Genomic DNA, 24530 nt, shown 5'->3' with positions numbered 1-24530 from the left:
GGGCAGCCTTGCCTATGCTAATCGAGTCGAGCGATAAACGGACCGCGTGAGAGTCCTGAGGGCTGCAGTGACCCCCGGTCTTACTCGATCGGCGAGCCCCGTGCCCTGTGCACGGGGCTCAGCCGTTTTCGGGGTGTGTCCCGCGAGTTGTGCTGCCGCCAAAGCCGTCCCGCACGCGATGGTGTAGACACAGGGACGTGCCAGAGCCGCAGGAAACGATCATCCCGCCGCATTTCTCCGCGCCGTTCGACCGCGAGATCGGCTTGCAGTTCACCGAACTCAGCCCCGACGGCGCCCGCGCCCAACTCGAGGTGACGCCCAAGCTGTTGCAGCCGATGGGGCTGGTGCACGGCGGCGTCTACTGCTCGATGATCGAAAGCATGGCCAGCGTGGCGGCCTATACCTGGCTGGCCACCCGCGGCGGCGGAAATGTCGTGGGAGTCAACAACAACACCGACTTCCTGCGCTCGATCGGCTCGGGCATGGTGTACGGCAGGGTCGAACCGATCCACCGGGGCCGGAGCCAGCAGTTGTGGTTGGTCACCATCACCGACGACGACGACCGCGTGGTCGCCCGGGGGCAGGTGCGCCTGCAGAATCTGGAGCTTCGCGAGGCCTGAGCAAAGGACGCCCGGCTACGCCGAAACCCGCTGCAGGGCAACGAGTTTCGCTAGCTCGCCCGCCTGGCGACGGGGCGCTTGGTCTCCGCCGCGAGCACCGCCAGCTGTTCCAGCCGGGTGCGGGCGAACGCCTGCTGCTCGGTGATGGTGAGCTGGCCCCGTCGCGTGCTCAGGAACGTCACCGTCCACGACAGCAGCGTGCTGATCTTGGTCTTGAACCCGACCAGGTAGACCAGGTGCAGCACCAGCCACGCGAACCAGGCGAATAGGCCGCTGAATTCGACGGGTCCGATCTTGGCCACCGCGGAAAACCGCGACACCGTGGCCATCGACCCCTTGTCGAAGTACTGGAACGGTTCCCGCTCGGCCGGGTTGGCGCCGTCGAGCTCGGCCTTGATCGTGCTGGCCACGTACTTGGCGCCCTGGATGGCGCCCTGGGCGACTCCCGGCACGCCTTCGACCGCGGCCAGGTCGCCGATGACGAACACGTCGGGGTGGCCCGGCACGGACAGGTCGGGCAGCACCTTGACCCGACCGGCCCGGTCGAGTTCGACCGTCGACTGGTCGGCGAGGTCGCGGCCCAGCGGGCTGGCCGAAACGCCGGCGGACCATACCTTGCAAGCGGATTCGATGCGCCGGACGGTGCCGTCGGAGTCCTTGACGGTGATGCCGTTGCGGTCGACGTCGGTGACCATGGCGCCCAGCTGAATCTCCACGCCCATCTTTTCCAGCCGGTCGGCGGCCCGCTGGCCCAGCTTGTCACCGAAGGGCGGCAGCACCGCCGGGGCGGCGTCGAGCAGGATCACGCGCGCCTTGGTGGAGTCGATGTGGCGGAACGAGCCTTTGAGCGTGTAGGTCGCCAATTCCGCGATCTGCCCGGCCATTTCGACGCCGGTGGGTCCGGCCCCGATCACGGTGAAGGTCAACAGCTTGGCACGTCGCTCCGGATCACGGGACCGTTCGGCCTGTTCGAAGGCGCTCAGGATCCGCCCGCGGACCTCGAGCGCGTCGTCGATCGACTTCATGCCCGGGGCGAACTCGGCGAAATGGTCGTTGCCGAAATACGACTGGCCCGCGCCCGCGGCGACAATCAAGCTGTCGTAAGGGGTTTCGTAGGTGTGTCCGAGCAGATCCGACACGACGAACTTGCCCGCCAGGTCGATGTGCGTGACGTCGCCGAGCAACACCTGGACGTTGCGCTGCCGGCGCAGCACGACCCGGGTGGGCGGGGCGATGTCGCCTTCGGACACGATGCCCGTCGCCACCTGGTACAGCAGCGGCTGGAAGAGGTGGTGCGTGGTGCGGGCGATCAGTTTGATGTCGACGTTGGCGTGCTTGAGTTTCTTGGCAGCGTTGAGCCCCCCGAAGCCCGACCCGATGATGACGACCTGGTGGCGACGCTTCGGTCCAGCTGCGTTACCTGGCTGGGGGCTCATGTTTCCGCTGCTCCTGACGAGGGCTTTTGGACGCGCGATTGCAACTAACGACCACGCTAGTCAGGCGGATACCCCGCAACCTAACTCGCAACATGTGTAATCAACCACACCGTGCGCATCACGCCTGGTCGTCGACCGGCACTGTGGTGAAGTTATCAATCCCGCAGAGACAGCAGCGCCGCGCATCGCGTGGCCGTCACTGAGGGGCGCCTTCTCCCGCGCAGTGGTCGTGGCCGGCCTGGACCGTTCCGCCGGGTGCGCGCGCCAGCGCCGCCGCCTCGGCGTCCTCGCGGGTCGGACCCCAGCCCCCGAAATATCGGGATTTGGCGCCGTTCAAGGCGAGCGCCATGCAGCCGCCCTGGCCGCTGGCCAGCAGACGACAGTCGCTGATGCTCTTGCGGCACGTATCCATGGCCGCCTTTTCGGCTGCGCCCTGGCTGGCCGCGCCATCGGCGATGCTGATGTGCCCGGTGGAGTCCGATATCGCCATGGCGATCCAGTTGTCGTCAGCATGCGCGAGGGGGGCCCGGGCCAACGTCACGCCGACGGCAAGCGCGGCCCATGCTCGTTTCTTCATGGCCTCCCCGGCTTCTTCTGCGCTGCGCGACTGTGGTGCAGGTAAACGCTATTCGGGAAGTATTACCGCGCCACGACGAATTCGCGAGCTGCGTAGGGCCTAGAGCCCGACGAGCGGGCGCAGCGCCGCGCCGGCCGCCTCGACGACGCCCGGGGTGTAGAACGGCAGGTTGATGATCACGCCGTCGATGCCCGCGTCGATCACCTTGGTCTTGATCTGATCGGCGACCGAGTCCGGGGTGCCGACCACCATGCGCTGCTTCATCTCCGCGGGAATCTGGTCCAGTCCCGCGTTTTCGTCGATCAGCACCGTGGTCAGCGTGCTGGTCTCCAGCGTGGCCGGGTCGCGGCCCACCTCCTCGCAGGAGCGCCGCACCACCTCCAGCTTGCCGGGCAGCTCGTCGAAGCCCGCGATCACGTTGAGGTGGTCGAAATGCCGCGCGGCGAGCGGGATTGTCTTCTTCTCGCCGCTTCCGCCGATCATCAGCGGAATGTGGTTTCGGAAGCGGGGATTGGCGAACGCCTCGCTGGCGCGATACCACTTGCCCGAGAAGGTCGCCTGCTCGCCCTTGATCATCGGCAGGATGATCTCCAGGGCTTCGTCGAGCCGGTTGAATCTGTCGGTGAAGGTGCCGAATTCGAATCCCAACTGGTCGTGCTCGAGCTGGAACCACCCGGTGCCGATACCCAAAATCGCGCGGCCCTGGCTCACCACGTCCAGCGTGGTGATGATCTTCGCCAGCAGGGTGGGGTTGCGATACGTATTGCCGGTCACCAAGGTGCCGAGCTCCACCCGCTCGGTGGCGGTGGCCAGCGCCCCCAGCGCCGTGTAGGCCTCCAGCATCGGCTGATCGGGCGATCCCAGCATCGGCAGTTGGTAGAAGTGGTCCATCACGAAAACCGAGTCGAATCCGGCGGATTCGGCCTCGCGCGCTTGGGCGATGACGGTGGGGAAGAGTTGGTCTACCCCGGTGCCGTAGGAAAAGTTGGGAATCTGCAAACCAAGTCGAATAGCCACGCTGATCACCGTAGCGATCGGCCGAGCACGGGAGAAGGGTTTGCGACGGGCGCGGGTTACGCCTCAGGCGAACTGAGCCAGCGCGCCGTGGCTCACGTGCAACGTCTGACCGGTGATGTGGCGTGCCGCCGATGTGGTCAAGAACAGCGCCAGGCGGGCGACCTCGGCGGCCACCGGGGCGGGGGTGCGGGTGAGACCGTCGTAGCCCGCCTGGGCGCTGCGCCCACTGGCGACGGCGTTGACGGTGATTCCACGGGTGCCGAAGACGCTCGCCTGCCCGGCGGTCCAATTCGCCAGCGTCGCTTTGATTGCGGCGTCGGCGCTGCCCGCCGGCGGGTTCTCGGGTACCACGCTGATGATCGACCCGCCCGAGCGCAGATGATCGCCCACGGTCTGCAGCGTCAGCACCGCCGAAAGCACCGTCGCGTCAAGCGCTTTGCGCCACGCGTTGGCGGTGTCGGCGATCGAGTAGGTGCGTGGGTCGCCGGCCTCCCAGGTGGGCGCCGGCACGTTGACGATGGTGTCCAGGTGGTGGGGGAACAGCGGGCGAGCCTCTTCGAGGCTGGCCGGGTCGGTGGTGTCGCAGACGATCGCCTCCACCTCGAGTTCCTTGGCGGCGATCTCCAGGTCGCTCTTGCGCGCGCCCACGAGGGTCACTTTGTGGCCGTCGTCGCGGAAGCCCTCGGCCACCGCGCGTCCCAGCTCCGTGTCTCCGCCGGTAACCAGTACCTCCACTGCCATGACCTCCTCTGCCTGGGACCTCAGCGCGTTATGGCATCAATCCCCGTATATGTTACTGGACAGTAGCTAGCTGGCGAAATTTTTGCCGCCGCGACGCGCGGATCATTTGGGTAACTATTTGTGCGTCACTTTTTGCGGCGATTCGGCCGCCAGGGGGTCCGCATCGTCGGCGGGCTAGGGTGCATCCATGCGTCGGATCGGGTTCCTGACCGGGTTGTTTTCGGCGGTGTTGCTGGCGGGGGTGGTCGGGTGTGGGTCCACGCCGCCGCCGGCGCAGTCGCCACAGGCGTCCGGGAAAGTGATGGTGTTCGCCGCGGCGTCGCTCAAGCCGGTGTTCACCCGGCTGGGCCAGCAGTTCACGGCCGAAAACCCGGGCAGCGGCGTCGAATTCGAGTTCGCCGGCTCCTCCGAACTGGCCACCCAGTTGACGCAGGGCGCGACCGCCGACGTCTTCGCGTCGGCCGACACCGCGCAGATGGACACGGTCAACAAGGCGGGCCTGCTCAGCGGCGCCCCGCGGACCTTCGCGTCGAACACGCTGGTCATCGTCACCGCGCCGGGCAACCCGAAGCAGATCGGATCCTTCGCCGATCTGGCCAAGCCCGGGCTGAACGTGGTGACCTGCCAGCGGCCGGTGCCGTGCGGGTCGGCCACCCATCGCGTCGAAGACAGCACCGGGGTGCGCCTCAACCCGGTCAGCGAGGAACTCAGCGTGACGGACGCCCTCAACAAGGTCACCAGCGGCCAGGCCGACGCCGCGCTGGTCTACATCACCGACGCCAAGACGGCCGGGAGCAGGGTCGCGACCGTGACCTTCCCCGAGGCCGCCGGCGCGGTGAACGTCTATCCCATCGCGGTGCTGAACAAGGCCGCCCATCCCACCCAGGCGCGGAAGTTCGTCGACCTGGTGACCTCCGCGGCCGGCCAGCAGATCCTGGCCCAGGCCGGCTTCGCCAAGCCCTGACCTTCGTCCTCACCGCAACGCGGCGAACGCCCTCGGCTAGGGCTGGAAGGCCGGAAGAATCGAGCCGGAATCGCGGATCTCCCAGATGCTGTTCTTGGTCACGCCGTCGAAGTTGATCTTGTTCAACGTCGCCCGCGAGTAGGTGAGGTCGATGGCGACCTGGGTCGAGGTGTTGCCGTACGGGTCGGTCATCGGGAATGTGCCCTGAACGTTCACCGCGGAAGCATCGGGGTAGGTCGCTCGGGCGTACCTGAGAATGTCGATGGTGTCCAGCCGCGCACCGTCTTTGATCAGCAGCTCGGTGTAGTTGTCCCGAATGGCGAATCGAGCGTCGACGATTTCGCCGTCCGGGCCTTGAGTGGTCGTGAAGGTGACGCCGTCGGGCTTCTTGGGACCGGCCGGCGTCGACGGCGCCGCCTCGGTCGGTGTCGACGGTGCGGACGAGGGCAGTTGGCTGTCGTTTCGTTCGAATCCCCAGCTTTTGCCGACGATCACGAGGAGAACCAGCACGGTGAGTACAGACAGCGCCAGGGCCACCTTCCCGGAAAGGCCCTTCTTGGGCGGTTCCGTGGCGAAGGCCCATTCGCTGGTCCAATTGGTCCCGTCGAAATACCGTTGCAGCCCATGGCCGACCCCGGCGGGATCGGGGTACCAGCCCGGCGCCGATTTGGGCGGGGGCGGCGCCTGTTCAGATGGCATCCAAGCACCTTCGTCCTGACGGTGACCTTCCGGCTACCCGCGGCGATGGCCGCGCAAAACCATTCTCGCGCACCGGCTGACCACCAGTCACCGGGCCACCACTTACCGCCGGCGTCGGCGGGTCCCGCCCCACTGCGGCGCGCCGCGCACGCCGTTCCGGTGTAATGCGAGGAGCGGGTGAGCGGGTTCCGCGGACTTGTCAAGGTGGCCGTCGGCAGGAGGCTAGGTATTAGCGCGCACAGCACGGATCTGCCCCGCTGGGTGTACCTGCCCGCGGCCGTCGGGACCGTCTTCGTGGGGCTGCCATTGCTGGCCGTCGCGGTGAAGGTCGACTGGCCGCATTTCTGGTCGCTGATCACGAGCCCCTCGTCGCGCACCGCGCTGGCGCTCAGCCTTCGGACCGCGACCGCCAGCACGGTGTTGTGCGTGGCGCTGGGCGTGCCGATGGCGCTGGTGCTGGCGCGCAGCACGGCGCGACTGGTGCGGTTGCTGCGGCCGTTGATCCTGCTGCCGCTGGTGCTGCCCCCCGTCGTCGGGGGCATCGCCTTGCTCTATGCGTTCGGGCGGCTCGGACTGCTCGGCCAGTACCTGGAGGCCGCGGGCATCAGCATCGCGTTCAGCACGACCGCCGTGGTGCTGGCGCAGACGTTCGTCTCGCTGCCGTTCCTGGTGATTTCCCTCGAGGGCGCGGCGCGTACCGCGGGGGCCGACTTGGAGGTGGTGGCCGCGACGCTCGGGGCGCGGCCCAGCGCGGTCTGGTGGCGCGTCACCTTGCCGCTGTTGGCGCCGGGCGTCGCTTCGGGCGCGGTGCTGGCGTTCGCCCGCTCGCTGGGGGAGTTCGGCGCCACCCTGACCTTCGCCGGCTCGCGGCAGGGGGTGACCCGCACGCTGCCGCTGGAGATCTATTTGCAGCGGGTGACTGACGCCGACGCGGCCGTGGCGTTGTCGCTCCTGCTGGTCGTGGTGGCGGCCCTGGTGGTGTTGGGGCTGGGCACACGCCGGCTGACCGGGGCGGACGCGAGGTAGGGCCGGGCCATGAGCGAATTGCAGCTGCGCGCGGTCGTCGCCGACCGCCATGTGGATGTGGAGTTCTCGGTGTCCGCGGGGGAGGTGCTTGCGGTGCTCGGACCCAACGGCGCGGGCAAATCGACTGTCCTGCATGTCATCGCGGGCCTCCTTCGACCCGACCACGGGACGGTGCGGCTGGGCGATCGGGTCTTGACCGACACCGCGGCCGGGATCGACGTCCCGACGCACGACCGCCGAGTGGGGCTGCTGCTGCAAGACGCATTGCTGTTCCCCCACATGACGGTTGCCGCCAACGTCGCGTTCGGACCGCACAATCGTCGCGCGAGCCTGCGTCCGGGCCGCGCGACGCAGAAAGCGACCGCGGCCCGCTGGCTGCGCGAGGTGGACGCCGAGCGCTTCGCCGACCGCAAACCGCGACAGCTCTCCGGCGGGCAGGCTCAGCGGGTCGCCATTGCTAGGGCGCTGGCGGCCGAACCCGACGTGTTGCTGCTCGATGAGCCCCTGGCCGGGCTCGACGTCGCCGCGGCCGCGGCGACCCGGGCGGTGCTGCGCAAGGTCGTCACCCGCAGCGGCTGCGCCGCGATCCTGGTCACCCACGACCTGCTCGACGTGTTCACGTTGGCCGATCGGGTGCTGGTGCTCGAGTCCGGCAAGGTCGCCGAAATCGGGCCGGTGCCCGACGTGCTCACCGCGCCGCGCAGCCATTTCGCGGCCCGCATCGCCGGTGTCAACCTGGTCAATGGGACGGTCGAGCGCGACGGCTCGCTGGTCGCGCACGGCGGCGACCGCTGGTACGCCGCCGCACCCGAGCGGGGCGAACTGGTCTCACCCGAGCAGCATGCGATCGCGGTGTTCCCGCCCACGGTGGTCGCCGTCTATCGCGACCGGCCGCATGGCAGCCCCCGCAACGCCGTGGAAGTCACCGTGGCCGAGATGGATGTCCGCGGGTCGGCGGTGCTGGTGCGCGGCGCCCAGCAACCCGATGGCGCCCCCGGCCTGGCCGCCGAGATCACCGCGGACGCCGCCGCGGAGTTGCGGCTGGCGCCGGGGGACCGGGTCTGGTTCTCCGTGAAAGCCCATGAGGTGACGCTGTATCCGGCCGCGCACTGAGTGCCACCGGCGGAGTGCCCGGCGGCGTCCGCCGTCCGCGGGGCAGTCGGCAGGTTGCACATTGGCAACATCGACACAACTGCGCTGCAATAGTCCGCAAAGCTCCTTGCGTCACAGCCGTAACACGGTAGGTTCGTCGCCATGGAGCAGGTGGAACCGATTTCGACACGCCGCAAAGGACTGTGGACGACGCTGGCGATCACCACGATGAGTGGTGCCAGCGCACTCGCCATCGCGTTGCCGGCGACCTCGAGCGCCGATCCCGAAGTCCCGACCCCCGTCCCGCCGAGCCCGGCCGCTCCGGCGGCTCCGGCCGCGCCGGCGCCACCCGCGGCTCCGGCCGCTCCCGCCGCGCCGGCGCCACCTGCGGCTCCGGCGGCTCCGGCCGCGCCGGCGGCTCCGGCGCCGAATGGGCAACCGGCACCGGGTGATCCCAACGCGGTCCCACCGGCCGTGGCCCCCAACGGGGCACCGCCACCGCCCGTCGACCCCAACGCGCCCCCACCGCCGCCCGCCGACCCCAACGCGCCGCCACCACCGCCCGTCGACCCGAACGCGGGGCGGATCAACAACGCCGTGGGTGGATTCAGCTACGTCCTGCCCGCCGGCTGGGTCGAGTCGGACGCCTCCCACCTGGACTACGGTTCGGCGCTGCTGAGCAAGGTGACCGGCCCGCCGCCGATGCCCGACCAACCGCCGCAGGTTGCCAACGACACCCGCATCGTGATGGGCCGCCTCGACCAAAAGCTTTACGCCAGTGCGGAAGCCGACAACGCCAAGGCCGCGGTGCGGCTGGGTTCGGACATGGGTGAGTTCTTCATGCCCTATCCCGGAACGCGGATCAACCAGGAGAGCACCCCGCTCGCCGGCGCCAACGGCAGCACCGGGAGCGGGTCGTACTACGAGGTCAAATTCAGTGACGCCTCCAAGCCGAACGGCCAGATCTGGACGGGCGTGATCGGCTCGGCCAACGGCGGGAACGCGCAACGCTGGTTTGTGGTGTGGCTCGGAACCTCCAACGACCCCGTGGACCGGGGCGCGGCCAAGGCGCTCACCGAGTCGATCCAGGCCTGGACACCGCCGGCGGCTCCGCCAGCGGCTCCGGGAGCCCCGCCGGCTCCGGGTGCGCCCGCACCGGCACCGGCGGTTCCTGGGGCGCCCGCGCCGGGGGCTCCCGCAGCGCCGGCGGCTCCGGGGGCACCGGCACCGATCCCGGGCCAGGCGCCGGCCGTGGAGGTCAGCCCCACCCCCGCGCCGGCACCGCAGCAAACTCGCTCGGCCTGATATAGGCCGACGGAAAATCGGTTGGTCAACCGTCTCCGATTCGGCACTCGTTTCGTGACCCAAACTGGGTATACCGAAGTGACGGCCCAGCAAAGCGCTGGGCTTTGCCAGCGATTGCAAGGAGACCCGCAATGGACATCATGGCAGCTACGGAATTCCTCGCTCGATCAAGCACGCTCACCAGCGTCGGCTGGATCGGTTACATCATCATCGGTGGTATCGCCGGTGCGATCGCCAGCAAGATCATCCGCGGTAGCGGAGCCGGGATCCTGATGGACATCGTGATCGGCATCGTGGGCGCGCTGGTCGGCGGTTTCATCCTGAGCTTCTTCGTCGACACCGCCAGCGGCGGCTACTTCTTCACCTTCTTCACCGCGCTGCTCGGCTCGTTGCTCCTGCTCTGGATCGTCGGCATGGTCCGCAGGACCTAGCCGCCGAACCCGTTGCGGCCGTGGTGGTTAGCGGCATGATGGAGCGATGGCATCACCGGTGACCACCACGGCAATGCGCGCCTGGCGCGTTCGTCGACCCGGGCCGATGGATACCGGCCCGCTCGAGCAGGTCACCACCGAGGTGCCGCGGCCGGGCCCGTCCGAACTGCTGGTGGCCGTGCGCGCGTGCGGGGTGTGCCGGACCGACCTGCACGTCACCGAAGGCGACCTTCCCGTCCACCGCGAACGGGTCACGCCCGGGCACGAGGTGGTGGGGGAGGTCGTCGAAATCGGCGCCGAGGCCGGCGACGAGTTCCGGGTGGGGGACCGGGTGGGCATCGCCTGGCTGCGCCACACCTGTGGCGTGTGCAAGTACTGCCGCCGCGGCGACGAGAACCTGTGCCCGAAATCCCGCTACACCGGCTGGGACGCCGACGGCGGCTACGCCGAATTCGCTACCGTCCCGGCCGCTTTCGCGCACCCCCTGCCCGGCGGGTATAGCGACAGCGAACTCGCCCCGTTGTTGTGCGCGGGCATCATCGGTTACCGCTCGCTGCTTCGCGCCGAGCTGCCGGCCGGTGGGCGCCTGGGTCTTTACGGTTTCGGCGGCAGCGCGCACATCACCGCGCAGGTTGCCCTGGCGCAGGGCGCAGAGGTGCACGTAATGACGCGCGGAGCCCGGGCCCGCGAGCTGGCGTTGGAACTCGGCGCCGCCTCCGCGCAGGGCGCGGCGGATCCGCCGCCCGCGCCGCTGGACGCCGCGATCCTGTTCGCCCCGGTCGGTGATCTGGTGCTGCCCGCGCTGCAGGCGCTGGATCGCGGTGGCACGCTGGCGATCGCCGGGATCCACCTGTCGGATATCCCGGCGTTGAACTACCAGCGTCACCTGTTTCAGGAACGCCAGGTCCGGTCGGTCACCTCCAACACCCGGGCCGACGCGCGGGCCTTCCTCGATTTCGCGGGCGAGCACCACATCGAGGTGACCACACCCGAATATCCTCTCGGGCAAGCCGATCGGGCGTTGACGGATCTGAGCGCCGGGCGCATCGCGGGCGCGGCGGTGCTGCTGGTGTGACCGTTCTCAGGTGGACAGGTGCCACACGAACGCGGCGGCGAGCGCACCGAGCCCATTCAGGGACCAGTGCAATGCGATCGGCGCGATCAGGCTGCCGCTGCGCCGGCGTAGCCAGCTGAAGACGAACCCCGCGGCTCCCGTCGCCACCACGGCGCCGGCCACCCCCGCCAACATTCCGACGATCCCGCCGCCGAACAGCCGGGTGAAGCCCACGTTGCTGCTGGTCAGTCCGAACGACGTGGCCACGTGCCACAGCCCGAACAGCAGCGAGCCCGCCAGCGCGACCCCGCGAAAACCCCACGCCCGGTTGAGCGCGCCGTGCAGGACGCCCCGAAACGCCAGCTCCTCGGGGATGACGGTCTGCAGCGGGATGATGACCATCGAGGCGACCATCGCGCCCGAGATCGTGGCGTAGCGGTTGTTCAGGAACATCGGCCGGGTCGCCGGCAGCAGCACGCCGACCGCGATCACCGAGGCCACCACCGCCACGGCCGCCAGCGCATAGCCCAGTCCCGGCTTCCAGTGCTCGCGCCCGAGGCCGAGATCCGCCCAACCCAAACCGCGGCACCGCATCAAGATGACCAGCCCGACGGCGGCGGCCGGGACCGTGCCGACGCTCGCCCACGGCGTGGTGAAATGCGCGATCAAATCCGTCAGGACCAGAACCACCACGACGACGGCGATGTCCAGGTGGATGCGGAACCGGTGCAGCGCCGAAAGCTCGGACGCCACAGGGTGAACGTCGACTATGCCGGCCTCATGCATCCGGCCAGTCTACCGGCGGCCCACGGCGCGACGGGCCAATGCGATTGCCGTCACGCGAATCTCAGTCGCTCGGCTCCCAGGTCCACCCCGAAATCTTCGGGTCGTCCTCGCCGTGTTCGCGGGTGTACATCCGCGCGGCCAGGCGGGCGTCGACCATGCGCTGCCGCAGCATGGCGGCGCGGCTGGCCAATCCGTCGACCCGGTCGATGACATCCATGACCAGATGGAAGCGGTCCAAATCGTTGAGCATCACCATGTCGAAGGGCGTCGTCGTGGTGCCGCGTTCCTTGAAGCCGCGCACGTGCATATGCGCGTGGTTGGTGCGGCTGTAGGTCAGCCGGTGGATCAGCCACGGATAGCCGTGGTAGGCGAAGATCACCGGCCTGTCCGGGGTGAACAACGCGTCGAATTCGCGGTCCGGCAGGCCATGCGGGTGCTCGGTATCGGGCTGCAGCCGCATCAGGTCGACGACGTTGACCACCCGGACGGCCAGCTCCGGCAGCTCGGAGCGCAGGATGTCGGCGGCGGCCAGCGTCTCGAGTGTCGGGATGTCCCCGGCGCACGCCAGCACCACGTCGGGGTCGTCGCCCACAGATTGAGCGGTGCTCGCCCACTCCCAGATGCCCAGCCCGCGGGTGCAGTGCGCGATGGCCTCATCCATGTCGAGATAGGCCAGCGCGGGCTGCTTGCCGGCGACGATGACGTTGATGTAGTCGCGGCTGCGCAGGCAGTGATCGGCCACCGACAGCAGCGTGTTGCCGTCCGGCGGCAGGTACACCCGCGTGAGCTCGGGTCGCTTGTTGGCGACGAGGTCGATGAACCCCGGGTCCTGGTGGGACGCCCCGTTGTGGTCTTGGCGCCACACGTGCGAGCTCAGCAGGTAGTTCAGCGACGCGATCGGCCGCCGCCACGGCAATTCCCGGCTGGTGGCAAGCCATTTCGCGTGCTGGTTCAGCATCGAGTCGACGATGTGCACGAACGCCTCGTAGCAGTTGAACAGGCCGTGCCGCCCCGTCAGCAGGTAGCCTTCCAGCCAGCCCTGGCACAGGTGCTCGGACAGCACCTCCATGACGCGGCCGTCGGGCGCCAGGTGCTCGTCGTCGGGCTCGATCTCGGACAGCCACACCTTGTCGGTCGATCCGTAGACGGCGTCCAGCCGGTTGGAGGCCGTCTCGTCGGGCCCCATGAGCCGGAATCGGTCCTTGTTGCGGGCGATCACGTCGCGCAGGAACCCGCCCAGCACCCGGGTCGCCTCGTGCGTGACGGCCGCCGGTCGCTCGACGGCGACGGCGTAGTCGCGGAAGTCGGGCAGGTCCAGGTCGTGCAGCAACAGCCCGCCGTTGGCGTGGGGGTTGGCGCTCATCCGGCGATCCCCGCTGGGCGCCAGCGCCCGCAGCTCCGGCCGCAGCCGGCCGTTTTCGTCGAAAAGCTCCCCGGGCCCATAGCTGCGCAGCCACTCTTCGAGCTGGGCACGGTGTTCGGGGTTGTCGCGCGTCGCGGCCAGCGGCACCTGGTGCGAGCGCCAGGTGCCCTCAACCTTCTTGCCGTCCACCATCTTTGGCCCGGTCCAGCCCTTAGGGGTACGCAGCACGATCATCGGCCACACGGGCCGCTCGACCCCGTTGCCGCCGCGGGCCGCACCCTGGATGGCGGCGATGTCGTCGAAGGCGTCGTCGAGGGCGGCGGCAAGTTGCCGATGCACATCGGCCGGGTCGTCACCGGCGACCGTGATCGGGCGGTACCCGTAGCCGCGCAGCAGCGATTCCAGTTCGGCGTGCGGGATGCGGGCCAGCACCGTCGGGTTGGCGATCTTGTAGCCGTTGAGCGCCAGGATCGGCAGCACGGCGCCGTCGGTGACGGGGTTGAGGAACTTGTTGGAGTGCCAGCTGGCGGCCAGCGGCCCGGTTTCGGCCTCGCCGTCACCGACGACGCAGGCCACCACCAGATACGGGTTGTCCAGGGCGGCGCCGTAGGCGTGCACCAGCGCGTAGCCGAGCTCGCCGCCCTCGTGGATGGATCCCGGCGTCTGGGCGGCGACGTGGCTGGGGATCCCGCCGGGGAAGGAGAACTGCCGGAACAGCTTGCGCAGGCCCTCGGTGTCCTCCTCTATGCCCGTGTAGACCTCGCTGTAGGTGCCTTCGAGGTAGGCGTTGGCGACCAGCCCCGGTCCGCCGTGCCCCGGCCCGGTCACGTAGATGACGTCGGCGTCGCGGTGGCGGATGACCCGGTTCAGGTGCGCGTAGACGAGATTGAGCCCGGGGGTGGTGCCCCAGTGACCCAGCAACCGCGGTTTGACGTGATCGATGGTCAGCGGCTCGGTGAGCAGCGGGTTGTCCAGCAGGTAGATCTGCCCGACCGACAGATAATTGGCGGCACGCCAGTACTTGTCGATCAGCGCGAGTTCGTCGTCGGAGAGCGCGGTTGCGTGGGTCATCTCACCGATTGTTCCCACCGATCCCTCCCGCTACTCCTCGCCGCGGGCGCGGGCTTCGTACGCCTGCCGCTTTTCGACGTCGACGTCGTCGGTGAAGACGTGATCGCCGCCGAGCATCCGGTTGAGGCCCTCGGCGATGCGGCGCGGCCAGAATTTCTGGGACACCACCATCGCCCCCGCGGCCTTGGTGATCCGCACCCGCGGCTTGGGGTGGGCCACCAGCTTGACGATGGCGTCGGCGATCTCGGCGGGCTCGGCGTTGCGGAACCCCTTGGCCCCCTTGGTGCCCGCGGTGAGCTCGGTGTTGACGAACGTCGGCAACACCGCGGAGAACTTCACCCCGGCCGAGCGGTACTCCAGCCGCGCCGAGTCGGTGAACGCGACCACCGCATGCTTGCTGGCGCAGTAGGTCGCCAGCCCGACGATGTAGAGCTCCCCGGCCAGCGAGGCGACGTTGATGACGTGGCCTGTGCCGCGGGGCACCATGCGCTGGGCCGCCAGCTTGCTGCCCAGGATCACGCCGTAGACGTTGATGTCCAGAATCCGCCGGGTGACCGCGTCCGGTTCGTCGACGATGCGGCCGACCGGCATGATGCCGGCGTTGTTGATCAGCACGTCGATCGGGCCGAGCCGGCGTTCGACCTGGTCGAGGAAATCGGCGAACGACTGCGGGTCGGTGACGTCGAGTTTTCCGTACACGTCGAGGCCCAGGTCGGCGCCCGACTCCTTCACCCGCACCTCGTCGATGTCGCCGATGGCGACCTTGGCGCCCAGGTTATGCAGCGCGGTCGCGGTGGCCAGCCCGATTCCCCGCGCTCCGCCGGTGATGACGATGACCTTTCCGCGGACCTTGAGGCCGAGGGAACCCGTGTCTGCCATGTGCGGTGCCTTCCAGATTCTTGACGGGTGTCAACTAGACAATCCGGTAAGCACAGCACTCGAAGTCCGGCCGCGCAACAACCGGTCGGACCGGGCGAGGTTCAGCGCACGGCCAGCCACACCAGGCTGGCGGCGCCGGCCAGGGCACAGTAGATCGCGAACGGGGTCAGCGTCCGGGTCTGGAAATAGCGGGTGAGGAAGCGCACGGCAAGGTAGGCGCAGACGAACGAAACGACGCTGCCCGCCAGCACCTGGCCGCCGATGCCGGCGCCCAGCGGCCCGAAGAGCTCCGGGATCTTGTACACCCCGGCCGCCAGGATGATCGGCGTCGCGAGCAGGAAGGAGAAGCGCGCGGCGTCCTCGTGCGACAGGCCGCGCCACAGGCCGGCGACGATCGTGATCCCCGACCGGCTGATACCGGGGAACAGGGCCAGGATCTGCGCGGCCCCGATCACCAGGCCGCGCGGCAGCGGGAGCTGCGCCAGCCGCTGATCCGAGGCCTCGTCGCCGTGTTCGAGCTCCGCATCGGACGGCGCCGGCTGTCCCGGCGCGGGCGCGGGCGCGATGCGCCGGCGCAGCACCTCGCCCACGTACAGGGCGATGCCGTTGAGCAACAGGAACGTCGCCGCCGGGATCGGTTTGCCGAGCGTGGTCCGAAACAGCTGCTCGAGCGCCAGGCCGGCCAGGCCCACCGGGATGGTGCCCACCACGATCAGCCACGCCAGCCGCTCGTCGGGCGTCTGAATGCGGCGATACCGCAGCGACGAGAAGAACCCCGACAGGATGCGCAGCCAGTCGCGCCAGAAGAACAGCAGCAGGGCGGCGGCGGTGGCGACGTGAAGGCCGACGATGAACGCGAGGTAGGGCGAGTGGGGGGCCGAGACGCTGAGGTCCTGCGCCCACCGCCCGCCGACGAGTGCCGGCACCAACACCGCGTGCCCGAGGCTCGAGACCGGGAACAGCTCGGTGACGCCCTGGAACGCGCCGACCACCACGGCCTCGACGTAGCTCAAGTGCGCGGTCATAGTGGGTGCCTCCATCGGACGACGGGTCGCGGTCGGCCTGTGACGATAGCCCACGCCGCGCCGGCGCGGGTCCGCGACCGAGCGTTGCGGCTGACCCGGACGGACGGAGACCGAATCGGCTTGCCCACCTGGCCTTTTGGCCGCCTCGTCGCTCGGCCGGGCGGCTAAACGCCCGCCGTGCAGCGCCCTGACCAGGCAGGTACGGTGTGCAGATGGTCGACGGGTTGCTGGATGCCGTGCGCGTCCTCGACTTGTCGGGCGGGGTCGCCGACGTGGTGACCCGCCTGTTCGCCGATCTGGGCGCCGACGTGTTGAAGGTGGAACCGCCGGGCGGCTGCCTGGCGCGTGACGCGCTGCCGACGCTGCGCGGCGCCAGCATCCCGTTCGCCGTGCACAACGCCAACAAGCGCAGCGCGGTGCTCGACCCGTTCGACGACGAGGACTGCGCCCGCTTCCTCGATTTGGCCGCCGACGCCGACATCGTCGTGGACACCGGCGCCGACGAGCGCGGCGCCATGTTCGGAACCTCCGGCGAGGAGCTCGCCGCCCGCTACCCGCACCTGGTGGTGCTGTCGATCACCGACTTCGGCGCGACCGGCCCGCGCTCCTCGTGGCGCGCCACGGATCCGGTGCTGTACGCGATGTGCGGCGCGCTGTCACGGTCCGGCCCCACCATCGGCACCCCGGTGCTGCCGCCGGACGGCATCGCGTCGGCCACCGCGGCCGTCCAGGCGGCGTGGGCCGCGCTCGCGGCGTACTACAACCGATTGCGTTGCGGTACCGGCGATTACATCGACTTCTCGTGGTTCGACGCGGTCGTCATGGCCCTCGACCCGGCCTTCGGCGCGCACGGGCAGGCCGCCGCCGGCGTCCGGCGCACCGGGCGGTGGCGGGGCCGCCCGAAGAACCAGGACGCCTACCCGATCTACCCCTGCCGGGACGGCTACGTCCGGCTGTGCGTGATGGCGCCCCGGCAGTGGCGCGGCCTGCGGCGCTGGCTGGGGGAGCCGGAAGACTTCCAAGATCCCAAATACGACGTGATCGGCGCGCGATTCGCGGTGTGGCCGCAGATCAGCGAGCTGCTGGAGAAGCTCTTCGCCGGACAGAGCATGAAGGATCTGGTGGCCGCCGGACAGGCGCACGGGGTGCCCATCGCCGCGGTGCTGACGCCGGCGCGGATCCTGGGTTCGGATCACTTCCAGGCGGTCGGCGCGATCGCCGAGGCCGAGCTCGTCCCCGGCGTGCGGACCGCCGTGCCGACCGGGTATTTCGTGGTCGACGGCCGGCGCGCGGGTTTCCGCACACCGGTGCCCGCCGCGGGCAACGACGAACCGTACTGGCGCGGCGATCCCTCGGTGGTGCCGTCGGCCTCCGGCCGGCTCGGCGATTATCCCTTTGCGGGACTGCGGATTTTGGATCTGGGCATCATCGTCGCCGGCGGTGAGCTGAGCCGGCTATTCGGCGACCTGGGCGCCGACGTCATCAAAATCGAGAGCGCCGATTACCCCGACGGATTGCGCCAGGCCCGCGTCGGCGAGGCCATGAGCGAGTCCTTCGCCTGGACGCACCGCAACAACCGCGGTTTCGGGCTGGACCTGCGCAGCGCCGAGGGCAAGAAGATCTTCGGCCGGCTCGTCGCCACCGCCGACGCGGTCTTCGCCAACTTCAAGCCGGGAACCCTTACCGCACTGGGGTTTTCCTACGACGAGCTGCGCGCCCTCAACCCGCGGATCGTGCTCGCCGAGAGCAGCGCGTTCGGCGACACGGGGCCGTGGAGCGCGCGGCTGGGGTACGGCCCGCTCGTGCGGGCCACGACCGGCGTCACCCGGCTCTGGACGAGCGACGTCCCGGGGGAGGGTACCGAGGCGGCGCGGCACGCGTTTTACGATGCGACGACGGTGTTCCCCGACCACGTGGTCGGCCGGGTCACCGCGATCGCCGCGCTGGCCGCGCTGATCCACCGCGACCGGACGGGCAACGGCGCCCACGTCCACATCTCGCAGGCCGAAGTCGTGGTCAACCAGCTCGACACCCTGTATGTCACGCAAGCCGCGCTGGCCGCGGGCATCGACCGGATCCGGCAGGACACCAGCCTGCACGCGGTCTATCCCTGCGCCGGTGACGACGAATGGTGCGTCATCTCGATCCGAACGGACGACGAATGGCGGCGCGCCGCTTCGGTTTTCGACCACCCCGAATGGGCGGACGACCCGCGCTTCGCCACCGGCGAAGCGCGGCTGGACAATCGGGACGAGTTGGTGGAACGGGTCTCGGCCTGGACCCGCACCCGCACCCCGCTGCGGGCCGCCGAACTGCTGCAGTCGGCGGGTGTTCCGGCCGGGCCGATGAACCGTCCGCCCGACATACTCGAGGACCCGCAGCTGATCGCGCGAAACGTCTACAGCGCCATGACTCATCCGCTGATCGAGAACCCGCTGCCCGCCGAGACGGGACCGGCGCCCTACCGCCACATTCCGGCGGCCCGGCGGGCCCCGGCACCTCAGCCCGGGCAGGACACCGTCGAGATCTGCCGAAACGTGCTGGGAATGAACACCACCGACATCCAGCGGCTGATCGACGACCGCGTGCTGTTCGGCCCGGCCACCGACGCCTGAGCCGCCCCGCGGTCGCCCGAATGTGCGGCCGGCCGCACGCTCGCGCCCGACTGTGCGGCGAACCGCACGCCCGGGGTCCGATAGGTTCGACGCATGACCGCTGACCCCAGGACCCCGGTTTTGATCGGCTATGGCCAGGTCAACCACCGCGACGAGATCGATCCGGCCACGCGGTCCGTCGAGCCGATGGACCTGATGGTGGCCGCGGTCGAGCGGGCGGCCGGCGCCGCGGTGATCGAGGCGGTCGACTCGATCCGGGTGGTCAACATCCTGTCGGCCCAGTATCGGGATCCCGGGCTGTTATTGGGCCAGCGCATCGGCGCCTCGGATTTCACCACGCTGTACAGCCCGGTCGGCGGCAATGTGCCGCAATCACTGCTCAACCAGGCCTGCCTGGACATCCAGGGCGGCCGCGCGGGCGTCGTGCTGCTGGCCGGCGCCGAAACCTGGCGCACCAGGCGCGGTCTGCGGGCCCAGGGCGGCAAGCTGGTGTGGACCGAACAGGACCGCTCGGTCCCGATGGCCGAGGTGAGCGGCGACGACGTCCCGATGGCCGGCGACGCCGAGATCAGGATTTCCCTGGACCGCCCGGCCTACGTCTATCCGCTGTTCGAGCAGGCGCTGCGGGTGGCGCGCGGCGAGTCGATCGACGATCACCTCCAGCGCATCGGGGAGCTGTGGGCGCGGTTCAACGCGGTGGCGGTGGACAACCCGCACGCGTGGATCCGCACGCCGTCCAGTGCCGACGACATCCGCCGGGTGGGCCCGCGGAACCGGATGATCAGCTGGCCCTACACCAAGTTGATGAACTCCAACAACATGGTCGACCAGGGCGCGGCGCTCGTTCTGACCTCGGTCGAGCAGGCCAGGAGGCTGAAGATCCCCGCCGAACGCTGGGTGTACCCGCACGCGGGCACCGACGCGCACGACACACCGTCCATCGCCGAGCGCCACGAACTGCACCGGTCCACGGCCATCCGGATCGCCGGCGCGCGGACGCTCGAGCTGGCCGGCCTGGGCATCGACGACATCGATTACGTCGACCTGTACTCGTGCTTTCCCTCCGCGGTGCAAGTCGCGGCGGCCGAACTCGGGCTGAGCGTCGACGACCCCGCCCGGCCGCTGACCGTGACCGGCGGACTGACGTTCGCCGGCGGCCCGTGGAGCAACTACGTGATGCATTCGATAGCCACCATGGCGGAGTTGCTGGTGGCCAATCCGGGCCGGCGCGGTCTGATCACCGCCAACGGCGGCTACCTGACCAAACACAGCTTCGGTGTCTACGGCACCGAACCGCCGGCCGAATTCCGTTGGGAGGACACGCAACCAGAGGTCGACGCGGAGCCCACGACCGACGCGGTGGTGGAATGGGAAGGCGTGGGCACCCTCGAGGCGTGGACGACGCCGTATGACCGCGAGGGACGGCCGGAAAAGGCCTTTCTGGCGGTGCGCACCCCCGACGGGTCGCGCGCGCTGGCCGTGGTCACCGACGCCGACGCGGTGCAGGCCTCGGTGCGTGAAGATCTCGGTGGCGCCAAGGTCGCCGTCGCCGCGGACGGCAGCGCGACGCTGCGGTAGCCCCGTCACCCGTATGGCGCCAGGTCAACGGCGCCGATCCTGGGTAACGGTCGCGTAGCCTATGCCGACTTGCCTATTGTTGAGTGCTGAGGGTTGGGGGAGGTGAGCCCAGGTGCACATCCTGGTTACCGACGCCACCGGCGCACTCGGGCGCCTGGTCGCTGGGCAGCTCATCGCTGCCGGGCACACGGTCACCGGCATTGCTGAGCTCCCGCATCCCTGCCTCGACCGCAACGTCGAATTTGTTTGCGCATCGCTGCGCGACCGCGTCTTGCGGGAGCTCACCGACGAGGCCGACGCGGTCATCCACCTGGCACCCATCGACCCCACCGCGCCCGGCAGCGCCGGCATGGACGGGCTGGCGCGGGTCACCGATGCGGCCGCGCGCGCCGGCTCCCGCCTGGTGTTCGTCTCGCAGGCCGCGGGACGGCCCGAGTTGTATCGGCCGGCCGAGGACCTGGTGTCCTCGAGCTGGGGACCCACCGCGGTCATCCGGATCGCGCCACCGGTCGGGCGCCAGCTCGACTGGATGGTGTGCCGCACCGTGGCCACGCTGTTGCGCAGCAAGGTGTCCGCGCAGCCCATGCGCGTGCTGCACCTCGACGACCTGATGCGCTTTTTGGTCCTGGCGATGGATACCGACCGCACCGGTGTGGTGGACCTCGCCAGCCCGGACACCGTCAACATGGTCACCGCCTGGCGCGTGTTGCGAGCCGCCGACCCGCGCATCCGGCCGCATCGGGTGCGCAGCTGGGCCCAGCTGACGCCGGAGTTCGATGTCGCTGCGGCACAAGAGGACTGGATGTTCTCATACGGCTGGCACGCGCTGGACGCCGTCGCCGACACCGCGCGGGGACTCGTCGGGCGCCGGCTGGACACCGCCGGCGCGATCAACCAGGGGGGACAGCTCGCGCTGCCCGTCGAGGTGCTGCCGCAATCTCGGCGACCGGCCGGTGACGACGTGCGCACGGCCGCGCCGGAAGGCCTGGAGGGCGAATTCGACGATCAGATCGATTCGCGGTTCCCGGTTTTCAGCGGCGCCGCACTGGCCGAGGCGCTGCCCGGACCGCTCACCCCCATCACGCTGGACGTCCAATTGAGCGGGCTGCGCGCCGCGAGCCGGGTGCTGGGACAGGCGCTCGCCCTCGGCGGCGTCGCCGATGCCGAATGGGGCAGCAGGGCCATCGCGGTGTTCGGCCACCGCGCCTACGTCGGCGTGTCGGTCAACATGGTCGCGGCCAGCCAGCTGCCCGGCTGGGACCAGGACGCCGTCGCCCGCAACGCCCTCGTCGGCCAGCCCCAGGTCGGCGATCCGCTGCCGTTCGGCGAGCCGGCCTGGACGGCCGGGGCGCTCGGCTCGGTCGCCAAGGCCGTCGCCGCGGGGCGGTCGGTCGCGCTCCTGCGTCACCTGCGGGCCGACACCCGGGCGTATTGCGCCGCCGCGGAAGCAGAGCACCTCGACGCCGCCCAACTGGCGTTGCTGCCCGAAGCGGCCCTGGAAGTGCGGCTGCGGCTGTTGCGCGACCGCATCCACCAGGGCTGGATCCTCAACGCGCTCTGGTTGATCGACACCGGCGTCACCGCCGCGGCGCTGCCGCGCAGCCAGGCGGGGCGCAGCGTGCCCGGGATCAGCATGATCACCGACAGCGGACTCGTCGCGGCGGAGACCGCCGAGCTGGCGTCGGCGCTGCGGGCCGACCCGCCGTTGCGCGCGCTGGCCGCCGAGGGCAACCTCGCGAGCATTCGTGCGCTGTCGCCGAAGACCGCCGCCATTGTGGACGCGGTCGTCGCACGAATCGGGCACCGCGGTCCGGGCGAGGCCGAGCTGGCCAGCAAGACCTTCGCCGACGACCCGACGATGTTGCTGACCGCCGCGGCAGGGGCCGCACCCCCCGAGCCCACGCCCGCCACATTGGCCGAGCGGCTTACCGCCAACGCGCGCGGTTCGCGGGAGCTGGCCCACGACACCACGATGCGGTTCACGCACGAACTGCGGATGACGTTGCGCGCGTTGGGATCTCTGCGCGTCGAGGCGGACCTGATCGACGCCGTCGACGACATGTACTACCTGACGTGCAATGAACTGGTCACGATGCCGGGCGACGCACGGCTGCGGATCAAACGCCGCCGCACCGAACGCGAACGCCTGCAGGCGCAGTTCCCACCCGACGTTATCGACGGGGCCTGGGCGCCCGTCCCGCACAGCCCCGACGACTCCGGCGCCGGGACCACCGCCGAGGATGGCTCAGCCGAGCAGCTCGCCCAGGGGTGATTGCGGGTCGGCCAGCTTGTCGGGGTCGACGGCGGCCTTCGACCGGATCAGCGCTTTGACGTCGTCGAGCACATCCCAGATATTGACGTTCATTCCGGCCAGCACCCGGTGGTCGCCGTCGAGCCAGAACGCGACGAACTCCCGGCCGGCGACGTCACCGCGAAACACCACCCGCTCGAAGCTGGGGGCGTGTCCCACGTACTCCATCCCGAGGTCGTATTGATCGGTGAAGAAATAGGGCAGCTCCGCGTATTCGCCTGGTGTGCCCAGCATCCCGGCCGCCGCCACGGCGGGCTGCTTGAGCGCGTTGGCCCAGTGCTCGGTGCGGATGCGGGTGCCCAACAGCGGGTGTTCGGCGGCCGCGATGTCGCCGACCGCATAGATGTCGGGATCGCTGGTGCGCAACGAGGCGTCGACGAGCACCCCGCCGTCGCCCAGGGAGAGCCCGGCCTGCTCGGCGAGTTCGACGTTGGGCTTGGCGCCGACGGCCACCAGCACGGCGTCGGCGGCCACCGTCGATCCGTCCCGCATCCGCAGGCCGGTGGCCGAGCCGTCGGCCCTGGTGATCTCCGCGACCTGCGTCTCGAGGCGAAGATCCACCCCGTGCTCGCGGTGCAGGGTGGCGAACACCTCGCCGACGGTCTCGCCCAGCGCGGCCAGCAGCGGCTGCCTGGCGGTTTCCACCACGGTGACGTTGACACCTCGCTGGCGCGCACCCGCCGCCACTTCCAGCCCGATCCACCCGGCGCCCACGACCGCGAGCGAAGCGCCTTCGGACAGAACGTCATTCAATGCCACGGCGTCTTCGTAGGTGCGTAGGTAATGCACACCGGGGGAGTCCGCCCCCGGTATCGGGGGCCGGCGCGAGGCCGATCCCGTGGCCAGCAACAGCTTGTCGTAGCCGACCGTGGTGCCGTCGGGAAGCCCTACCGTGTGGGCGGCGGCATCCAGGGTGCTCACCCGCGTGTTGAGCCGCAGGTCGACGTTGTGGTCGCGGTACCAGTCGGAGTTCTGCACGGTGAAATCGGTCAGCGACTTTTTGCCGGCCAGATACTCCTTCGACAGCGGCGGCCGCTCGTAGGGCAGATGTTCCTCGTCGGCGAACACAATGATGTGCCCATCAAAATCGTTGTCGCGCAAAGCTTCTACGGCTTTGGCGGCCGCGAGTCCGCCGCCGATGATGACGAAGCTGGTCGAGTTGGCCATGGATGGGGCTCCGTTCTGTGGAATTTTCAGCCTACTCGCGGGCGCTCAGCCCAACAGCTCGCGCAGGTCGAGAGCGTTGCGGACCGCGTGCCCGCCCAGGTCGTTGTTGAAATACATCCACACGTCCTTCCGTTCACCGTCCCAAGCGGTGAGCCGCTCGGCCCAGCGCCGCAGATCGTCGGCGGTGTAGGAACCGGCGTAATTGGCCTCGGGATCCGGCCCGTGCATCCGGATGTACACCAGATCGGTCGTCGCTCGGGGAATGCACTCGAGCCCCAGCCCACTCATCACCACATACGCGGCGCGATGGCGTTCCAGCAGCTCGAACACCGCGGGGTCATTCCACGACGGGTGCCGCAGTTCGACGGCGACGCGGATCGACGCGGGCATGAGTTGCAGGAACGAGTCCAGGCGCGCGTCATCGCGCTGCTGTTCGGGGTGCAGCTGCACCAGCAGCACGCCGTGGCGATCACCCAGCAGCTGCCAGCATCGTTCGAAACGTTCGATCCACGGTTCGGGGGAGGCCAGCCGGCGGTAGTGCGTCAAGCCGCGATGCGCCTTGACCGACATGGTGAAGCCGTCCGGCAGCTGATCGCGCCAACCCTCGAACGTCGAATCCTTGGGCCACCGGTAGAAACTCGCGTTCAGCTCGACGGTGTCGAACGCCTCGACGTAGCGGGCGAGCCGGCGCGCCGACGGCGTTCCCGGCGGATACAGCACATTGATCCAGTGGTTGTACGACCACCCCGAGGTACCGATTCGTATGGTCACCG

21 protein-coding genes are annotated in these 24530 nt (G+C 69.5%); 10 read left to right on the top strand and 11 right to left on the bottom strand.

Annotated features, from left to right (window positions below):
- Positions 1 to 197 precede the first annotated feature (197 nt).
- The gene (locus tag P6281_RS13060; RefSeq protein ID WP_095662758.1) at positions 198 to 620 is read left to right on the top strand and encodes a PaaI family thioesterase; all 423 of its coding nucleotides are present in this window, start codon (positions 198 to 200) and stop codon (positions 618 to 620) included.
- A gap of 50 nt (positions 621 to 670) precedes the next feature.
- On the opposite strand, the gene P6281_RS13055 is transcribed toward P6281_RS13060, so the two are convergent.
- The 4 genes from P6281_RS13055 to P6281_RS13040 all read right to left on the bottom strand — a co-directional run bounded on the left by P6281_RS13055 (position 671) and on the right by P6281_RS13040 (position 4391).
- Entirely contained in the window at positions 671 to 2056 is a 1386-nt protein-coding gene (locus tag P6281_RS13055; protein WP_008256938.1) for an NAD(P)/FAD-dependent oxidoreductase, read from the bottom strand.
- Between the two features lie 196 nt (positions 2057 to 2252).
- Positions 2253 to 2633: a DUF4189 domain-containing protein gene (locus tag P6281_RS13050; protein ID WP_095662757.1), complete on the bottom strand. Its 381-nt coding sequence runs from the start codon at positions 2631 to 2633 to the stop codon at positions 2253 to 2255.
- Between the two features lie 99 nt (positions 2634 to 2732).
- A complete protein-coding gene (locus P6281_RS13045; RefSeq protein ID WP_176476821.1) occupies positions 2733 to 3656 on the bottom strand; it encodes an LLM class F420-dependent oxidoreductase in 924 nt (307 codons plus the stop codon).
- Between the two features lie 57 nt (positions 3657 to 3713).
- The gene (locus P6281_RS13040; RefSeq protein WP_008256934.1) at positions 3714 to 4391 is read right to left on the bottom strand and encodes an SDR family oxidoreductase; all 678 of its coding nucleotides are present in this window, start codon (positions 4389 to 4391) and stop codon (positions 3714 to 3716) included.
- Positions 4392 to 4578: 187 nt separating this feature from the next.
- Between P6281_RS13040 and modA the strand changes: the two genes are divergently transcribed.
- Positions 4579 to 5355 carry a molybdate ABC transporter substrate-binding protein gene (modA, locus tag P6281_RS13035; protein ID WP_095662756.1) on the top strand — a complete coding sequence of 259 codons (777 nt, stop codon included), beginning with the start codon at positions 4579 to 4581 and terminating at the stop codon, positions 5353 to 5355.
- Between the two features lie 36 nt (positions 5356 to 5391).
- On the opposite strand, the gene P6281_RS13030 is transcribed toward modA, so the two are convergent.
- Positions 5392 to 6054, bottom strand: coding sequence for a DUF2510 domain-containing protein (locus tag P6281_RS13030; RefSeq protein WP_008256930.1), 663 nt, complete (start codon positions 6052 to 6054; stop codon positions 5392 to 5394).
- A gap of 228 nt (positions 6055 to 6282) precedes the next feature.
- On the opposite strand from P6281_RS13030, the gene P6281_RS13025 reads away from it, so the two are divergent.
- From P6281_RS13025 to P6281_RS13005, 5 genes are all read left to right on the top strand, one after another.
- Positions 6283 to 7080, top strand: a complete 798-nt coding sequence (locus P6281_RS13025; protein WP_172417578.1) for an ABC transporter permease — start codon at positions 6283 to 6285, stop codon at positions 7078 to 7080.
- A 9-nt stretch (positions 7081 to 7089) separates the two neighbouring features.
- On the top strand, positions 7090 to 8193 hold the full coding sequence (locus P6281_RS13020; protein WP_095662755.1) for a sulfate/molybdate ABC transporter ATP-binding protein: 1104 nt from the start codon (positions 7090 to 7092) through the stop codon (positions 8191 to 8193).
- Between the two features lie 141 nt (positions 8194 to 8334).
- Positions 8335 to 9477 (top strand): alanine and proline-rich secreted protein Apa, encoded by a 1143-nt coding sequence (locus tag P6281_RS13015; RefSeq protein WP_095662754.1) that lies wholly within the window; start codon positions 8335 to 8337, stop codon positions 9475 to 9477.
- A gap of 131 nt (positions 9478 to 9608) precedes the next feature.
- Positions 9609 to 9908, top strand: coding sequence for a GlsB/YeaQ/YmgE family stress response membrane protein (locus P6281_RS13010; protein WP_008256923.1), 300 nt, complete (start codon positions 9609 to 9611; stop codon positions 9906 to 9908).
- Between the two features lie 46 nt (positions 9909 to 9954).
- A complete protein-coding gene (locus P6281_RS13005) occupies positions 9955 to 10983 on the top strand; it encodes a zinc-binding alcohol dehydrogenase family protein (RefSeq protein ID WP_095662753.1) in 1029 nt (342 codons plus the stop codon).
- Between the two features lie 6 nt (positions 10984 to 10989).
- On the opposite strand, the gene P6281_RS13000 is transcribed toward P6281_RS13005, so the two are convergent.
- The 4 genes from P6281_RS13000 to P6281_RS12985 form a co-directional block, all read right to left on the bottom strand.
- Positions 10990 to 11748 carry a CPBP family intramembrane glutamic endopeptidase gene (locus tag P6281_RS13000; protein ID WP_095662752.1) on the bottom strand — a complete coding sequence of 253 codons (759 nt, stop codon included), beginning with the start codon at positions 11746 to 11748 and terminating at the stop codon, positions 10990 to 10992.
- A 61-nt stretch (positions 11749 to 11809) separates the two neighbouring features.
- Positions 11810 to 14182: a phosphoketolase family protein gene (locus P6281_RS12995; protein ID WP_095662751.1), complete on the bottom strand. Its 2373-nt coding sequence runs from the start codon at positions 14180 to 14182 to the stop codon at positions 11810 to 11812.
- A 30-nt stretch (positions 14183 to 14212) separates the two neighbouring features.
- Entirely contained in the window at positions 14213 to 15061 is an 849-nt protein-coding gene (locus P6281_RS12990) for an SDR family oxidoreductase (RefSeq protein WP_324738919.1), read from the bottom strand.
- 101 nt (positions 15062 to 15162) lie between these two features.
- Entirely contained in the window at positions 15163 to 16086 is a 924-nt protein-coding gene (locus P6281_RS12985; RefSeq protein WP_014382608.1) for an undecaprenyl-diphosphate phosphatase, read from the bottom strand.
- Between the two features lie 206 nt (positions 16087 to 16292).
- On the opposite strand from P6281_RS12985, the gene P6281_RS12980 reads away from it, so the two are divergent.
- The 3 genes from P6281_RS12980 (at position 16293) to P6281_RS12970 (ending at position 22551) form a co-directional block, all read left to right on the top strand.
- The gene (locus P6281_RS12980; RefSeq protein ID WP_014384743.1) at positions 16293 to 18701 is read left to right on the top strand and encodes a CaiB/BaiF CoA-transferase family protein; all 2409 of its coding nucleotides are present in this window, start codon (positions 16293 to 16295) and stop codon (positions 18699 to 18701) included.
- Positions 18702 to 18794: 93 nt separating this feature from the next.
- Positions 18795 to 20279, top strand: coding sequence for an acetyl-CoA acetyltransferase (locus tag P6281_RS12975; RefSeq protein ID WP_036459067.1), 1485 nt, complete (start codon positions 18795 to 18797; stop codon positions 20277 to 20279).
- 112 nt (positions 20280 to 20391) lie between these two features.
- Entirely contained in the window at positions 20392 to 22551 is a 2160-nt protein-coding gene (locus P6281_RS12970) for an NAD-dependent epimerase/dehydratase family protein (RefSeq protein WP_038536424.1), read from the top strand.
- Here the strand turns inward: P6281_RS12970 and P6281_RS12965 are convergent.
- Both P6281_RS12965 and P6281_RS12960 read right to left on the bottom strand, forming a co-directional pair.
- Positions 22525 to 23757, bottom strand: a complete 1233-nt coding sequence (locus tag P6281_RS12965) for an NAD(P)/FAD-dependent oxidoreductase (RefSeq protein WP_036459064.1) — start codon at positions 23755 to 23757, stop codon at positions 22525 to 22527. The two genes, P6281_RS12970 and P6281_RS12965, sit on opposite strands and share 27 nt — an antisense overlap.
- Before the next feature lie 45 nt (positions 23758 to 23802).
- On the bottom strand, positions 23803 to 24528 hold the full coding sequence (locus P6281_RS12960; RefSeq protein WP_014384739.1) for a DUF72 domain-containing protein: 726 nt from the start codon (positions 24526 to 24528) through the stop codon (positions 23803 to 23805).
- Positions 24529 to 24530: the final 2 nt, after the last annotated feature.

This window comes from Mycobacterium sp. 5-140-3-2, from assembly GCF_035666375.1.
Taxonomy (GTDB): Bacteria; Actinomycetota; Actinomycetes; order Mycobacteriales; family Mycobacteriaceae; genus Mycobacterium; species Mycobacterium intracellulare.
The sequence above is the reverse complement of the archived record's forward strand: the minus strand, read 5'-3'. Positions and strand labels throughout refer to the sequence as shown.

Coding starts and splice junctions, on each gene's coding strand:
- P6281_RS13055 (WP_008256938.1), bottom strand. CDS start 2,056: ATGAGCCCCCAGCCAGGTAACGCAGCTGGACCGAAGCGTCGCCACCAG.
- P6281_RS13050 (WP_095662757.1), bottom strand. CDS start 2,633: ATGAAGAAACGAGCATGGGCCGCGCTTGCCGTCGGCGTGACGTTGGCC.
- P6281_RS13040 (WP_008256934.1), bottom strand. CDS start 4,391: ATGGCAGTGGAGGTACTGGTTACCGGCGGAGACACGGAGCTGGGACGC.
- modA (WP_095662756.1), top strand. CDS start 4,579: ATGCGTCGGATCGGGTTCCTGACCGGGTTGTTTTCGGCGGTGTTGCTG.
- P6281_RS13030 (WP_008256930.1), bottom strand. CDS start 6,054: ATGCCATCTGAACAGGCGCCGCCCCCGCCCAAATCGGCGCCGGGCTGG.
- P6281_RS13020 (WP_095662755.1), top strand. CDS start 7,090: ATGAGCGAATTGCAGCTGCGCGCGGTCGTCGCCGACCGCCATGTGGAT.
- P6281_RS13015 (WP_095662754.1), top strand. CDS start 8,335: ATGGAGCAGGTGGAACCGATTTCGACACGCCGCAAAGGACTGTGGACG.
- P6281_RS13010 (WP_008256923.1), top strand. CDS start 9,609: ATGGACATCATGGCAGCTACGGAATTCCTCGCTCGATCAAGCACGCTC.
- P6281_RS13005 (WP_095662753.1), top strand. CDS start 9,955: ATGGCATCACCGGTGACCACCACGGCAATGCGCGCCTGGCGCGTTCGT.
- P6281_RS13000 (WP_095662752.1), bottom strand. CDS start 11,748: ATGCATGAGGCCGGCATAGTCGACGTTCACCCTGTGGCGTCCGAGCTT.
- P6281_RS12995 (WP_095662751.1), bottom strand. CDS start 14,182: ATGACCCACGCAACCGCGCTCTCCGACGACGAACTCGCGCTGATCGAC.
- P6281_RS12990 (WP_324738919.1), bottom strand. CDS start 15,061: ATGGCAGACACGGGTTCCCTCGGCCTCAAGGTCCGCGGAAAGGTCATC.
- P6281_RS12985 (WP_014382608.1), bottom strand. CDS start 16,086: ATGACCGCGCACTTGAGCTACGTCGAGGCCGTGGTGGTCGGCGCGTTC.
- P6281_RS12975 (WP_036459067.1), top strand. CDS start 18,795: ATGACCGCTGACCCCAGGACCCCGGTTTTGATCGGCTATGGCCAGGTC.
- P6281_RS12965 (WP_036459064.1), bottom strand. CDS start 23,757: ATGGCCAACTCGACCAGCTTCGTCATCATCGGCGGCGGACTCGCGGCC.